The 13,723-nt window shown below is 65.7% G+C and carries 13 protein-coding genes; 7 read left to right on the top strand and 6 right to left on the bottom strand.

Annotation, left to right across the window (positions count from 1 at the left end; genetic code table 11):
• A partial coding sequence (locus JNK68_03445) for a Mov34/MPN/PAD-1 family protein (GenBank protein ID MBL8539406.1) occupies positions 1–381 on the top strand: 381 nt, incomplete at its 5' end.
• Between the two features lie 45 nt (positions 382–426).
• On the opposite strand, the gene JNK68_03440 is transcribed toward JNK68_03445, so the two are convergent.
• Positions 427–1,275: a DUF3014 domain-containing protein gene (locus JNK68_03440; protein ID MBL8539405.1), complete on the bottom strand. Its 849-nt coding sequence runs from the start codon at positions 1,273–1,275 to the stop codon at positions 427–429.
• 121 nt (positions 1,276–1,396) lie between these two features.
• On the opposite strand from JNK68_03440, the gene JNK68_03435 reads away from it, so the two are divergent.
• Positions 1,397–2,308, top strand: a complete 912-nt coding sequence (locus JNK68_03435; protein MBL8539404.1) for a lactate dehydrogenase — start codon at positions 1,397–1,399, stop codon at positions 2,306–2,308.
• A 24-nt stretch (positions 2,309–2,332) separates the two neighbouring features.
• Here the strand turns inward: JNK68_03435 and JNK68_03430 are convergent, their stop codons facing one another.
• Both JNK68_03430 and JNK68_03425 read right to left on the bottom strand, forming a co-directional pair.
• Positions 2,333–4,258: a pyruvate kinase gene (locus JNK68_03430; GenBank protein MBL8539403.1), complete on the bottom strand. Its 1,926-nt coding sequence runs from the start codon at positions 4,256–4,258 to the stop codon at positions 2,333–2,335.
• Between the two features lie 160 nt (positions 4,259–4,418).
• Positions 4,419–5,078: a peroxiredoxin gene (locus JNK68_03425; GenBank protein MBL8539402.1), complete on the bottom strand. Its 660-nt coding sequence runs from the start codon at positions 5,076–5,078 to the stop codon at positions 4,419–4,421.
• Positions 5,079–5,377: 299 nt separating this feature from the next.
• Here JNK68_03425 and JNK68_03420 point away from each other — a divergent pair, with 299 nt between their 5' ends.
• Positions 5,378–5,866 (top strand): CDP-archaeol synthase, encoded by a 489-nt coding sequence (locus tag JNK68_03420; protein ID MBL8539401.1) that lies wholly within the window; start codon positions 5,378–5,380, stop codon positions 5,864–5,866.
• On the opposite strand, the gene JNK68_03415 is transcribed toward JNK68_03420, so the two are convergent.
• A complete protein-coding gene (locus JNK68_03415) occupies positions 5,860–6,834 on the bottom strand; it encodes a metallophosphoesterase (protein ID MBL8539400.1) in 975 nt (324 codons plus the stop codon). The two genes, JNK68_03420 and JNK68_03415, sit on opposite strands and share 7 nt — an antisense overlap.
• Positions 6,835–7,183: 349 nt before the next feature.
• On the opposite strand from JNK68_03415, the gene JNK68_03410 reads away from it, so the two are divergent.
• The gene (locus tag JNK68_03410) at positions 7,184–8,935 is read left to right on the top strand and encodes an EAL domain-containing protein (protein MBL8539399.1); all 1,752 of its coding nucleotides are present in this window, start codon (positions 7,184–7,186) and stop codon (positions 8,933–8,935) included.
• Between the two features lie 137 nt (positions 8,936–9,072).
• Positions 9,073–10,692, top strand: coding sequence for a peptide chain release factor 3 (locus tag JNK68_03405; protein ID MBL8539398.1), 1,620 nt, complete (start codon positions 9,073–9,075; stop codon positions 10,690–10,692).
• A 14-nt stretch (positions 10,693–10,706) separates the two neighbouring features.
• On the opposite strand, the gene JNK68_03400 is transcribed toward JNK68_03405, so the two are convergent.
• Positions 10,707–11,678 (bottom strand): aldo/keto reductase, encoded by a 972-nt coding sequence (locus tag JNK68_03400; protein MBL8539397.1) that lies wholly within the window; start codon positions 11,676–11,678, stop codon positions 10,707–10,709.
• A complete protein-coding gene (locus JNK68_03395; protein MBL8539396.1) occupies positions 11,675–11,944 on the bottom strand; it encodes a hypothetical protein in 270 nt (89 codons plus the stop codon). Before JNK68_03395 ends, JNK68_03400 begins: the two co-directional genes overlap by 4 nt.
• Before the next feature lie 74 nt (positions 11,945–12,018).
• On the opposite strand from JNK68_03395, the gene JNK68_03390 reads away from it, so the two are divergent.
• Together JNK68_03390 and JNK68_03385 are read left to right on the top strand one after the other, a co-directional pair.
• The gene (locus tag JNK68_03390) at positions 12,019–12,696 is read left to right on the top strand and encodes a ceramidase domain-containing protein (protein MBL8539395.1); all 678 of its coding nucleotides are present in this window, start codon (positions 12,019–12,021) and stop codon (positions 12,694–12,696) included.
• A 158-nt stretch (positions 12,697–12,854) separates the two neighbouring features.
• The coding region (locus JNK68_03385) for a PD40 domain-containing protein (protein MBL8539394.1) at positions 12,855–13,723 on the top strand (869 nt) is incomplete at its 3' end.

Genomic DNA, 13,723 nt, shown 5'->3' with positions numbered 1-13,723 from the left:
CGCGACGAGCAGGGTGGACTGCTGATCGGGCAGGTCTTCACCCGCGACGCCGACGCGATCGCCGCCGTCTTCATCCGGATCGGGGTCGCCGCCCCGGACTTCGCAAGTTCCGGCGTGTCGCTGCGCATGGAGTCCGGCGTCTGGACCCGCGCGCAGGAAGCGCTGCGCGAAGGGGAATTGGTCGTCGGCTGGTATCACAGTCACCCGGGACTGGGCGCCTTCTTCAGCGCCACCGACCGGCGGACGCAGCGCGCGTTTTTCGCGCACTCGTACAGCGTTGGCTGGGTGCGTGACCCCTTGCGCCGCGAGGAATGCTGGTTCGTCGGAGGCGAGTCGGAGCCGGTGCCGGACGAGCGCGTGTTCATCCTGCCGCCGCACTGAACCCCAACGGCCGAACCCCGGACGCACGCCGGGGTGAGCGCTGCGTCATTGCGGCGGGAGCTGCTGCCCCGTCAGCGCCTGGCGCACGCCGCGCAGGAAGCTCTTCACCTTGGCCGCGTTGTCACTGCCCATGCGGATCAGCAGCTTCTGGCCGGCGGACAGCGCTTCGAGCTGCGGATCTTCGAACTGATACAGCACGCGCGGCTGCGTGAGCCGGATCGGTCCCGTGACCTCGGGCGCCGCGAGCAAATGATCGATCACCTCGATCACGCGATCGTTGAAATAGCCCTTGGGATATCCCAGGTCCTGGTACGCCTGCTGGAAGAGCGGGTACAGGCGCACGTAGACGGCGACGACCTGCTTCGGATTCGCACTCTGCAGGAGGCGGACGTACGGGGCGTAGCGCGCGTAGTTCTCCGGGCCCAGGGTGACGTTCCCTTCCGCGCCTCTGGTGATGAACGCACCCCCCGGCGGCTTCATGGGAAAGAGCTGGGAGGCCACCTGTCGCCGCGGGAGATTGTCCACCGTGACCACCAGCCGCCGCACGAGATCGCTCACGTAAAAGAACTGCGCCGGGGCCTGCGCGCCGAAGAGGCCAGCGAGCGCCTCCTGCATCACGGGATCGCTCTCGTCGAGCGAAAGCGTCGTAGCTTCCGTGCCGGCGCCGGTGCTCTCGCTTTCCAGCTGCTGCTGCGCGGTCTCGATGGGATGCTGGACCTGCGCTTCGGGTGGCGGAGGAGCCGGCGGCTCGGCCGCGGGCGGGGCCTCGGCGCGGGGCTCAGGAGTTGGAGGTGGTGGCACTGGTGGCGGCGCCGTCTCGCCACGCCACCAGAGATATCCCCCCACAATGATCGCAATCACGGCTGCGACGAGCAGCCACTTCGCTTTGCTCATGCGTCGAAGAGTCGGTCGCGAAATCGGGACAGGTCAAGTATAGCCCACCGCTCACCCGCGTCTGCGATTGCGGCACGCCGGCTCCTTCGCTATGGTGAGGGTCGGGCGCACTGCACAAATCATGAAGATATCGGTCATCGGCATCGGCAAGGTTGGCGCCACGGTCGCCTTCGTGCTCGCGGAGGACGGACTGGCGAGCGAGATCGTGCTGTGGAATCGGAACGCGATCGCGGCGCGGGCAAATGCGCTCGACATCGAACAGGCGTGCGCCTTCACGCCGTACCGCGTGGCGATCCGCGCCGGCGAGATCGAGGACACCGCCGGCTCGGACATTCTCGTGATGTGCGCGAGCGTGCCGACGCCGGCGCAGATGGTCGACCGCTGCGATCTGGCCGCCGGCAATATCGCGCTCATGCGCGCACTGGTGCCGCGCTTCGCCGCGCTCAGCCCGCATGCCGTCATCGTGAACGTCACGAATCCGGTCGACGCCATCAGCTGGCACATCCTGCAGCTGTCGGCGTTTCCCTGGCAGCGCGTGATCGGGACCGGCACGCTCGTCGACTCGGCGCGCTTCCGCGACATCCTGAGCCAGCAGGTCGGCATCCATCCGCTCGACATTCGTGCGTACATCCTGGGCGAGCACGGCGACACCCAGTTCGCGGCGCTCAGCATCGCCACGGCGGGCGGCGAGCACATCGACGCGACGCCGGCCCGCTACACGATGCTCGACGAGGCCAAGCAGACGGCGTTCGAGGTGCTGCGGGGCAAGGGCTACACCAACTATGCCGTGGCGATGGCCGTGCGCACCATCGTCGAAGCCGTGGTGCGCGACCTGTGCGCGACGCTGCCGGTCAGCGTGCGCATCGACGGCTTCTGCGGCGTGAGCGACGTGTGCCTGAGCATTCCGGCCGTCATCGGACGGGGTGGTGTGCACTTCACGCTGGTGCCCGACCTGAGTGCGGCGGAGCAGGACGCCTTCCGTCGTTCGGCTGCCGTCGTGCGCCGGGCAATCGAAGCAACCGGCGAGGCCTGACGGCAGGTCGTCCGGCGGCGGCGTTCAGCGCTCTGGGGCGGCGGACGGCTCCTGCGCGTCGTCGTGTTTCGCCCTGAACTGTGCCGCGTCGGATACCTGCAGCTTGCGCAGCCGCGCGGTCTTCTTCTGCTGGTGCGATTGCATGCGCTGCAGCACGTCGGTGAGAAAGCGCAGCGTCTCGCGGATGTAGGGGCCCTTGTTGAGCATCACGCATTCGGCGCGGCTCGCCATGGCGGCGTCGGTGACTTCTGCCCGCGACGGCAGCCCGCCTTTCGCCAGCGACTCGAGCACCTGGGTGGCCCAGATGACGGGCACATGCGCCGCCTCGCACAGCCACAGGATCTCTTCCTGCACCTCCGACAGCCGCTCGAATCCGACTTCCACGCCGAGATCCCCGCGCGCCACCATGACCGCCACCGGCGGCCGTCGCATCGCTGTCAGCAGGAGGGACGGCAGGCGATTGAATGCGGCCTGCGTTTCGATCTTGAGCACGACCCCGAGTCGCGGCGCCTCGAGTCGTGCAAGCTCCGCGTGCAAGGCCTCGATGTCCTCGGGACGCTGCACGAAGGAGAGGGCGACCAGGTCGGCATGCTGCGCGACGAAGGCGAGATCCTCGATGTCCTTCGCGGTGAGCGCAGGCAGTTGCAGGATCGAATCCGGCAGGTTGATGCCCTTCTCGCCGCGCAGTTTGGCGATGCCTCCCGCGGCGCTCGCCACTTCGACGCGGAGCCGGTCCTCGCTGGCCGCGCGAATGACGCCGCCGATCTTGCCATCGTCGAAGAGGATGCGCTCGCCCACCCGCACGCTGCAGAACACCTCGGGCAGCGAGCAGCTCACGGTCGCCGGTTCAAGAACGCTGCCTTCGTCGTCGAGCACGGCGTCGCGGCCGGGCGCGTCGCCGCGCACCACGTCCAGCAGATCCCCCTGGCGGAGCGCGATCCACTGGGGTGCGGGGGGTAGCGCGCCGATTGCGCCTTTGGCCACCGTCTTCCCCTTGCGCACGAGCTTGAGCGGCGTACCCGGCACGACGTATGCCGTGAACTCCGTCTCGCAAGTGCACTCGTGCCTTCTCGACGCCACCACTTGGAGCGAGCGCTCCCGGTCGCGCGTGTCGGTGAGTTCGATCACGTCGCCGGGCCTGGCTTCTGCGACGATGTCACCTTCCACGGGAATGCCCGGTTCATCCTGTTCGGAATCGTCGACGTGGGCGACGAAGCGCACGCGCGCGGGCTCGACGACCTTGCCCAGACGGTCCCGCTCGGGTCGCCATTTCGCGACCTCCGGCCCTGGCTCGATGTTGCCGGTGCGCAGCTTGGGGCCCGCCAGGTCGAAGGAGACGCGGCAGGTGTGGCCCGTCTCACGCTCGGCACGGCGCAGGTGCTCCAGCATGCGCTGCCAGACCGCGGGCGAATCGTGGGCGCAATTGATGCGCGCCACCTGCATGCCGCCCGCCAGAAGATCGCGGATCAGATCCGGGTCGTCGGCCGCCTCGCTCGGCATCGTGACCATGATGCGCGTGCCGCCGCCTTCGCTACCCGCACCGAGGACGGCGTTGGCGTGCTCGGCAAGAACCGCATCACCGGTGTCGAAGTTGATTGGCAGCGTCGCCGGGACCTCCTGCCGGACGGGCTGACCGCGCAGCGCGTAGAGGGCCGCCAGCACGGCGTTGAGCGAGGCCAGCACGTGCGCCTCCATGCGCCCGAGCGAGCTCAAGCCCAGACGGCTCAGATCGTCCTGCAGCGGGCGCACGTCGTGCCGGCGCACCGCGAGGTAATGGATGAGGTTGTACGCGCTCTCGCGCAGTTCCGGGGCGGTCAGGCCAAGCTCGTAACCGAACTCTTCCTCGGCCGCGAGCGCGGCACGGCGCAACTGCTCGACCCCCCGCGTGGCACGCTCGACGAGCAGCCCGCGTGTGATCTCTTCTTCCGTGAAGCGTTTCCGCTCGAGCATCGGTGTTCTCCAACCGGGTTGGCGGCGCGACGTCGCGCCGCCCGCAAGCAAAAAGGCTAGCGGCCGGGTGTTACAGATCTTCGCGATGCTCGTACCCGCGACGAACGACGCTCCGCCGCTACGGGGCGTCTCGAGTGTTTCGTGCGGGTATCCGGAGTCGTTACTTCGGCGGCGGCACGATGCGCAGATAGGGCTTCGGCGCCTTCCAGCCCTCGGGGTAACGCTGCTTCGCTTCGTCGTCGGAGACCGATCCGGCGATGATCACATCCTCTCCGGGCTTCCAGTTCACGGGGGTGGCGACCTTGTGCTTCGCGGTGAGCTGGATCGAGTCGAGCAGGCGCAGGACCTCGTCGAAATTGCGGCCGCTCGTCATCGGATAAGTGAGCATCGCCTTGATCTTCTTGTCCGGACCGATGATGAAGACCGAGCGCACGGTCAGGTTGTCGGTCGCCGTACGCCCCTCGGACGTCGTACCCGCGCCGGCCGGGAGCATGTCGTAGAGCTTGGCCACACTCAGATCCGGGTCACCGATCAGGGGGTAGTTGGGAGCATGCCCCTGGGTTTCCTCGATGTCCTTGGCCCACTTGGCGTGGTTTTCGACGGGATCCACGCTGAGCCCGATCAACTTCGTGTTGCGGCGGTCGAAGTCGGGCTTGAGTTTCGCCATGTAGCCGAGTTCGGTCGTGCAGACGGGCGTGAAGTCCTTGGGATGCGAGAAGAGGATTGCCCACGTGTCGCCGATCCAGTCATGAAAGCGGATCGAGCCCTGGGTGGTGTTGGCGGTGAAATCGGGTGCGGTGTCGCCGATGCGCAGTGACATGTGGCCTCCTTGGTGCCTTTTCGAGGATTGTATGGCCGGGTTCTCACCGGTCCCGGCAAACGGCACCTGAGGGCAAGCGGCGACCGTGCGGAATCCCGGCTCGGGGGGTGAAGTCTACAACTTTGGGGTGCTTCGCGGCAGCAGTCGACAGCCTGCCCGGGCCGGCGCTCCGGCATGCAGGGTGTTGCCGGAACCGGGGCTTGCCGACGTGGCCCGACTGGGTTTCGGCCGCCCCGCTGGCACGGCGGCGCGTCTCTGCGAGAATGCGCGGTTGATAGGCGCGGTTCAGGGACACGAACATGGACCATGTGCTGTTGCTGCGGGTGATGATGCTTCTCGGCATCGCCAACGGGGCACCGATCATCGCAACCAGGATATTCGGCGAGCGCTTCAGCGCACCGCTCGACGGCGGGCTGCTGCTGCGCGACGGCGCACCGCTCTTCGGCGATTCGAAGACGATTCGCGGTGTCGTGGCGTCGATTGGCTGCAGCGCGTTGTTTGCCCCGCTGCTGGGCTTCGACTGGATGCTGGGCGCCGCGTTTGCTGCCGTCTCGCTCGCCGGCGATCTCCTGTCGAGTTTTCTCAAGCGCCGCCGCAGGCTGGAGCCGCATGCCGAGGCGTTCGGCGTCGATCAGATTCCCGAAGCGCTGCTGCCGCTCGTAGTGTTCAGGACGCAACTCGGGCTTGCACCTCTGGAAATCCTGGTCCTGGTGGTGGCGTTCGTCGCACTGGCGTGCCTGCTGTCGCAACTTCTCTTCCGGCTCAACATCCGCGACCGCCCTTACTGAGCGCGGGCGGCGCAACACAGGCGGTGCAGCGTGATCTCCGGTGCGCAGTTGAGGCGCACGTCCACGATGCTGGTCCCGGCGCCCACCGACGTGTAGCCGATCATTCCGTGATGGCGCCAGGGGCCACGCGCGATGCGGCGGGGACTGTCGGCGTCGGTGAGCAGCGGCACGCCGCCAGGCAGGCAGATCTGTCCGCCGTGCGTATGTCCGCAGAGCATGAGATCGTAGCCCGCGTGCGCGGCGTGACGGAACACCTCTGGAGTATGCGACAGGAGGATCGAAACGGCTCCACGCGGAATGTCGTGCGCCGCCCGGTGGAAATTCTCCACGCGATAATAGTGCGCGTCGTCGATGCCGGAGAGGTAGATCGCATCGCCCCCGGCCGAGAGCCTCTTCCACTCGTTGAGCAGCAGCCGGTAGCCCATGGCTTCCATTTCCGGAACGAGTCGCAGCGTGTCGTGGTTGCCGAGCACCGCGTAGGCGTTGCCCTTGAGTGCGCTGCGGAGTTTCGCGAGCCCCGCGAGCGTGCGCGCGAAGGGCCCGAAGGTGCGTGTGCGGTAGTCCCCGGTAAGTACGCAAAGGTCATAGTGGAGCGGTTGCACGCACTGCACGAGCGCTTCCGCGAATTCATCGCTCGAGTCTATGTGCAGATCGGAAAGATGCAGCACGGTGAAGCCGTCGAACGCCGACGGCAAACCGGAAAGCGCTACGTCGTGCCGACGGACCTGAATGGTCAGTGCGTTGCGTCGTCCGCGTGCGTGCAAGCCGACCAGACGCAGACTGCCGCGAATGAGGCCATGCATCGAGTACCAGTTCTCGAGATGGAAGAAGTGGGTGCCGCTGCGGAAGACCTGCGCTTCGTGATCGCGCTCGAGCCCCAGGCGCTGCTGCACGTGCAGATGACCGAGCCGCGCCTCGAGCGCCGTGAGCACGGCCTGCTCGTTGGCATTGATCTCCGGTGACTTCATGGATCGACCTGCTCAGAACTGTCGCTGATTCCGCAACGCCACCCGGGCGGCGGCATTCCTCGCCGGCGGTGCGCGGGCGTGTTGCCCTTTCGGCGAAGGTTACACGAAGGACGTGACGGCGCACTCGGCCCGCGATGAGTGCCGCGTGCTTGGAGGTCGTCACCGACGCCGCCCGCTCTGTCCGGAATCTCGTCGGCCGCGTCGACGGATCGGCATTCCAGGGCCCGCGTTCTGACGACAAGCCGTCGAAGGACGCCGCAGAGACCCCGCTCTGCGGCGGATTCAGGGGGTTCCACTCGCTCGGCACCTGTGTGCACGCTTCCTGCGCAGATCGGCTGCCATGGATGACATGACCTGCACCGTTTCGAGTCTACCCGTCGCCGCGAGAGGATGGTCCACTCGCGAGTGGACGACGCGCACGACTGCCCCCACCGCGAAGGATTCAGACGCCCGCTTCAGGGCTCTGGTCCAGAATTCCGCCGATATCATCACGATTCACGACGCGGACGGAATCACCACGTTCGAAGCGCCCGCGGCGTCGCGCGTTCTCGGACGTGCGCCGGGAGCACTCATCGGTCATAGCCCGTTCGAATCGATTCACCCGCGCGATCGGGCGCGCGTGCGCAAAGCCTTCGACCTCGTCGTGCACGGCAGGACGCACACCGCGCCGATCGAGTTTCGCTACCGCCACGCGAACGGTTCGTGGATCTGGCTCGAGGCGGTGGGAAACAACCTGCTGGACTATCCGCACGTGCGCGGAGTGGTCCTGACTTCGCGCGACATCACGCGGCGCAAGGCGGCCGAGCGCCGGATCGAACATCTCGCCCACCACGATTTTCTCACCGACCTGCCGAACCGGTCGCTCCTGCGTGACCGGCTCGAGGTGGCGCTGGGACAGGCGCGTCGGGAGGGACGGCTGGTTGGCGCACTGTTCATCGATCTCGACCGCCTCAAGGTCGTCAACGATACCCTCGGCCACGAGGCGGGTGATCAACTTCTTCGTGAAGCCGCCCGCCGCCTGACGGGCACCATGCGCGAAGGTGATACGGTCGCTCGACTGGGCGGCGACGAGTTCATGGTCGTCCTGCCCAATATGGCGGATTCACGCGGTGCTGCGGCGGTCGCCCGGAAGATCCTCGATGGCCTCGCCCGACCGATGGAACTCAAGGGACAGGAAGTATTCATGTCTGCGAGCATCGGCATCAGCCTGTTTCCGACGGATGCAGCAGACTCCGAATCGCTGATTCGCAACGCCGATGCCGCCATGTACAGCGCAAAGCGCAATGGCGGCGACAACTACCAGTTCTATACGTCGGACCTCAACGTTCAGGTCCAGGAGCGACTCGTCATCGAGCAGGGTCTGCGGGTCGCCGAACAGCGCAACGAACTGCATCTGCTCTACCAGCCCAAAGTCGACCTTGCCACCGGGGCGATCATCGGCGTCGAGGCCCTGCTGCGCTGGCACCATCCCACTCTGGGGTCCATCTCCCCCGAACGTTTCATTCCCGTCGCGGAGGAAACCGGCCTCATCGTCCCGATCGGCGAGTGGGTGTTGCGTCGCGCCTGCATGCAGGTTCGCGCGTGGCGCGAAGCCGGGATAGAACTGCCGATTGCGGTGAACCTGTCCGCGTGCCAGTTTCGCCAGCGCAATCTGGCGCAGACGATCCATCGCATCCTCTCCGAGACGGGTGTGCCGCCGCAGTTCATCGAGATCGAGATCACGGAGAGCGACGTCATGGAGAACGCGGAAAGTGCGATCGCCACGCTCGTCGAACTCAAGTCGCGCGGCATCAGCATCTCCATCGACGACTTCGGCACCGGCTATTCGAGCCTGAGCTATCTCAAACGCTTCCCGCTCGACGTGCTGAAGATCGACCGCTCCTTCGTGCGCGACATCGCGGTCGATAGCGACGACGCGGCCATCGTCGAGGCGATCATCGCGCTCGCGCGCAGTCTGGAGATCAAGGTGGTCGCCGAGGGTGTGGAAACGCCCGACCAGATGGCGTTTCTCAACCGCTCGGGCTGCAACTTCGCGCAGGGATACCTCTTCAGCCCCCCGGTCGAGGCCGAGCGCGTCGCCGCCCTTCTTGCGCAGCGATAGCTGATTCAGGCCTGTCCTGCGCAGTCGGGCGTTGACCCGCCCTGCGCTGGTATAATCCGCACCACGCACAGACCGCATCGAGATGTGGCGGGTGCCGTCATCGCGGACGAGTCCGCTTCCCGCAGAACCCCAGTGCAATGAACGACCTTTCCAGTCACGCCTCGCTCGCCCGCGAGGTGGCGCGTCGGCGTACCTTCGCCATCATCTCTCACCCCGACGCAGGCAAGACGACGCTGACGGAGAAGCTGCTGCTCTTCGGCGGTGCCATCCAGATGGCGGGCACCGTCAAGTCCCGCAAGAGTGCGCGCCACGCGACCTCGGACTGGATGGAGGTCGAGAAGCAGCGCGGCATCTCGGTCACCAGTTCGGTCATGCAGTTCGAGTACGACGACCATACGATCAATCTGCTCGACACGCCGGGACACGAGGATTTCTCGGAGGATACCTACCGTGTGCTGACGGCGGTCGATGCCGCGGTCATGGTGATCGACGCGGCGAAGGGGGTGGAAGCGCAGACGATCAAGCTGCTCGACGTGTGCCGCCTGCGCGCGACGCCGATCATCACCTTCGTGAACAAGCTGGACCGGGAGGTGCGCGAGCCGCTTGCGCTGCTCGAAGAGATCGAGTCCGTGCTCAAGATAGACTGCGCACCCGTGAGCTGGCCGATCGGCATGGGCAAGACCTTCCGCGGCGTGTTCGATCTGCAGCGCGATCGTGTGGTGCGCTTCACCCCGGGCGAAGAGCGTGTGCGCGAGGACACCGAGGTGATCGAAGCGATCGACAATCCGCGACTCGATGCGCTGTTTCCGGGTGAAGTCGGCGCTCTGCGCCACGATGTCGACCTGATCCGCAGCGCGAGCCAACCGTTCGACCTCGACGCATTTCTGGCGGGCCGCCAGACGCCCGTGTTCTTCGGTTCCGGAATCAACAACTTCGGCGTGCGCGAGATCCTGCGCGCGCTGCTGGACTGGGCGCCCTCACCGCAGCCGCGCGACGGTGGGAGCCGCATGGTCCACGTGGACGAAAGCCCGTTCGCGGGTTTCGTGTTCAAGATTCAGGCGAACATGGATCCGAAGCATCGCGATCGCATCGCCTTCTTTCGCGTCTGCTCCGGCCGCTACCAACCGGGAATGAAGGTGCGTCACCTGCGGACCGGGCGTGAGATGAAGCTCGCCAACGCGCTCACCTTCATGGCGAACGAGCGTGTCGCGAGCTCGGAGGCGGTGGCGGGCGACATCCTCGGTATTCACAATCATGGACAACTGCAGATCGGTGACACCTTGAGCGAAGGGGAGGCGCTCGCGTTCAAGGGCATTCCGCACTTCGCACCGGACCTCTTCCGCGTTGCGCGCCCGCGCGACCCATTCAAGGCGAAGCAGCTGCAGAAGGGTCTGCAGGAATTGGGAGAAGAGGGTGCGGTGCAGGTGTTCGCATCGGCGGTGGGTAACTCGCTGCTGCTCGGTGCAGTGGGCCCGCTGCAGTTCGAGATCGTGGCGCAGCGCCTCGCCGCGGAATACAAGGTCGACGCGATCTACGATCCGGCCAACATCTCGACCGCACGCTGGCTGACTTTTCCGGACGAGACGACGCGGCGAAACTTCGAACGAGAGCAGGCGGCGGCGATGGCTGCCGATGTCGACGGCAATCCGGTGTTCCTTGCCGCGAACAAGTACAACCTGCAGATCACCATGCAGCGCTGGCCGAAGGTCGGCTTTCATGCCACACGCGAGCACGGCGAGCGGCTCGCGTCGGATTGAGACGTTATCGCCTTCTAGTCGGTGAGCGCGCCGACGACTGAATCGATGCGCTGCAGGACTTCGGGCGTGAGCTTCGGCCCCACTTCGACGGCCTTGATGTTCTCGGTGAGTTGCGCCAAGCGCGTGGCGCCCAGGATGACGCTGCTGACGGCCCCCTGCTTCAAACACCATGCGATCGCCAGCGCTGCCAGCGGGCAGTTGAGATCGCGCGCGATGGCGTCGAGCTCGCCCACCGCCCGGTTTCGATCCGGGTCGGTAAGACCGTCGCGGAGGAATGCGTAACTCGCCAGGGTGGCGCGCGATCCCGCGGGAATTCCGCGACGGTACTTGCCGCTGAGAAGACCGGACGCGAGGGGACTCCAGGTGGTGAGGCCGAGACCGATGTCCGCATAAAGCGGCGCGTACTCGGACTCCACGCGGTGACGGTGCAGAAGGTTGTACTGCGCCTGCTCGGTCACGGGCTTGTGCAGATGATGGCGGTCGGCGATCTTCCACGCGGCGCTGATCGCCTCCGCGGACCACTCACTGGTTCCCCAGTAGACTGCCTTGCCTCGCTCTATGATGTCGTGCATCGCCCAGACCGTCTCCTCCAGAGGCGTGTTCGGGTCGGCGCGATGACAGAAAACGATGTCGACGTGGTCGAGCTGCAGCCGCGCCAGAGAGCCATCGATCGCGTGCAGCAGATACTTGCGGTTGAGGGTGTTCTTCTCGTTGGGACCATCGCCCAGACCCCAGTAGAGTTTGGTCGAGACCACGAATTTCATGCGCGGCCAGCGCAACGTTTTCAGCACTGCCCCCATGATCTCTTCGCTGCGGCCATTGGCATACACCTCGGCGTTGTCGAAGAAGTTGATGCCGGCGTCGAAGGCGGCCGCCATGAGTTCGGTCGCGCCGCGGGTATCGACCTGATTGGCGTAGGTGACCCAGGAGCCGAAGGAGATCTCGCTCAGTTGCAGACCACAGCGGCCGAGGTGTCGGTAGTTCATGGCAGCGGCGGGCGCTTCGCGTCAGTGGTATGAACCTGCTCCGGCGACTCCTTGAGCTCGCACGGGCTCGCGACCACTTCGATCTCGTCCCACTCGGCGTAGCCCATTTCCGCCAGCGTAACCTTGAGGCTCAAGGCGTCGGCCTTGCTCGCCTGACGGCAGCAGACAGTGAGCAAGGCAGCGCGTACCCTTTCGGGCAACTCGGACTCCGGGTCGCCGCAGCAACACCACGGCGTACCCCTGATACGGATGTGCCAATGTGCCATGGTTTCAACACCACCTTGCGCGCGAATCGCACAAACGCTGAGAGGAATCTGAACGCGGATCGTTCCCCGACCCCATGATCGACTTCATCGACACGTACTGCGAGAGGACCGCGCCCGGATTGTGGAGCGAGCCGCTCAACGCCGTCACGAACCTGGGCTTCATCCTTGCCGCAGTCATGGCGCTGCGACTCTGGCGCCGGCAGCCGCACCTCACCTGGCGCAACAGCTGGGACTTGCTGCTTCTCATCACGCTGCTTTTCGCCATCGGCATCGGCAGCGCACTGTGGCACACGTTCGCAAGTCCCTGGGCAATGTCGGCCGATACGTTGCCGATTCTCCTCTTCATCAACGTCTACCTCCTCTCCTTTCTCGTGCGGCTCGCGGGCCTTCGCTGGCTCGGGACGTTTGCGTTCTTCATGCTGTTTCATCTTGCGAACCGCGCGATGGCGATGCTGTTCACACGCGACTTCCTGAACGGATCGATCTTCTATGGACCGGCGTGGGCGACATTGCTGATCCTGGCCTCGGTGCTTGCCGCGCGCAGGCACCGCGCCGCCCGTGGGGTGGCGATTGCGGCTGCCGTGTTCACCGTGTCACTGGCCTTTCGCACGATAGACAAGATGATCTGCCCGGTCTTCCCGCTCGGTACGCATCTCCTCTGGCACGCCTGCAATGCGGCAGTACTCTATCTGCTCGTCGCAGCACTGATCCGCGGGGCTACTCCGAGGGGTCGCGCGTCCGCGCCTTTCTGAGCGGCCGCACCGCGTCTTTCCTTTCCCGCTGTTCGCTACCGCCCGTCGGTCGCCTGGAACCGTTCATTCCAGCAGCCCGGTCTTATACTCCGTCCGCGACGCCCGCGGAACCGGGTCGCGGGGATTTTCCCGATTGAAGTTCTCCGAAGGTGACAAAGATGGCGACGATCATCGGCACTCCCCGTAACGATCTCCTCCTCGGCACACCTGCCGACGATCTCATCTTTGGCCTGTCGGGCGACGATGCCCTGGTCGGGCAGAGCGGCGCCGACGTCCTCGACGGCGGCCTGGGTGCCGACTACCTGCGCGGTGGTGCCGGCAACGATACCTATCGCGTCGATGCGCTCGGCGATCGCGTCGTGGAGACCGCGGATGCCTTGTCCATGGTCCGGGTTTCGGCCGCCGCCAGTGGTGTTCAGGCCAACGACACGAGCTTCGATCCGGTCATCTCGGCAAGCGGGCGCTTCATCGCGTTCGGCAGTCTCGCCTCGAATCTCGCCTTTGGCGAGACGAACGTCGTTCAGGACGTTTTCGTGAAGGATCTGCTGTCCGGCGCGGTCTTGCGTGCGTCCACCGACGCGAACGGCGTGCAGGGCAACAACACGAGCTTCGGGCCTTCGATCAGCGCGGACGGACGCTACGTCGCCTTTCTCAGCAATGCCACGAATCTCGTGGCGGATGATCGCAGCGTGGTCGCGGACGTGTTCGTGAAGGACATGGTCACCGGAGCGGTGGTGCGTGCTTCGGTCAGCGATCGCGGCGTCGAGGCGAACGACAGCAGCCTGGACGCTGCGATCTCCGGCGATGGCCACTTCGTCGCTTTCACCAGTCTCGCGTCGAATCTCGTCGTCGGTGACCGCAACGTCGCGACGGACGTCTTCGTCAAGGATCTGCACAGCGGTGCCATCGTGATCGCGTCGTCCGACAGCCGCGGCGTGTCCTCGATCGGCGGAAGTTCCGATGCAACCATCTCCGCCGACGGCAGCGTCGTCGCGTTCAGCAGCAATGCTTCGGATCTCGTCCCGGG

This window comes from Betaproteobacteria bacterium, assembly GCA_016791345.1.
GTDB lineage: Bacteria > Pseudomonadota > Gammaproteobacteria > Burkholderiales > JAEUMW01 > JAEUMW01.
Note: the sequence above shows the minus strand (reverse complement) of the source record. Positions and strands in the feature narration are given on the sequence as shown.

Excerpts from the sequence above, each read along its gene's own strand:
- JNK68_03395 (MBL8539396.1), bottom strand. The coding sequence starts at position 11,944 with ATGGCACATTGGCACATCCGTATCAGGGGTACGCCGTGGTGTTGCTGC.
- JNK68_03440 (MBL8539405.1), bottom strand. The coding sequence starts at position 1,275 with ATGAGCAAAGCGAAGTGGCTGCTCGTCGCAGCCGTGATTGCGATCATT.
- JNK68_03420 (MBL8539401.1), top strand. The coding sequence starts at position 5,378 with ATGGACCATGTGCTGTTGCTGCGGGTGATGATGCTTCTCGGCATCGCC.
- JNK68_03405 (MBL8539398.1), top strand. The coding sequence starts at position 9,073 with ATGAACGACCTTTCCAGTCACGCCTCGCTCGCCCGCGAGGTGGCGCGT.
- JNK68_03415 (MBL8539400.1), bottom strand. The coding sequence starts at position 6,834 with ATGAAGTCACCGGAGATCAATGCCAACGAGCAGGCCGTGCTCACGGCG.
- JNK68_03410 (MBL8539399.1), top strand. The coding sequence starts at position 7,184 with ATGACCTGCACCGTTTCGAGTCTACCCGTCGCCGCGAGAGGATGGTCC.
- JNK68_03390 (MBL8539395.1), top strand. The coding sequence starts at position 12,019 with ATGATCGACTTCATCGACACGTACTGCGAGAGGACCGCGCCCGGATTG.
- JNK68_03430 (MBL8539403.1), bottom strand. The coding sequence starts at position 4,258 with ATGCTCGAGCGGAAACGCTTCACGGAAGAAGAGATCACACGCGGGCTG.
- JNK68_03400 (MBL8539397.1), bottom strand. The coding sequence starts at position 11,678 with ATGAACTACCGACACCTCGGCCGCTGTGGTCTGCAACTGAGCGAGATC.
- JNK68_03435 (MBL8539404.1), top strand. The coding sequence starts at position 1,397 with ATGAAGATATCGGTCATCGGCATCGGCAAGGTTGGCGCCACGGTCGCC.
- JNK68_03425 (MBL8539402.1), bottom strand. The coding sequence starts at position 5,078 with ATGTCACTGCGCATCGGCGACACCGCACCCGATTTCACCGCCAACACC.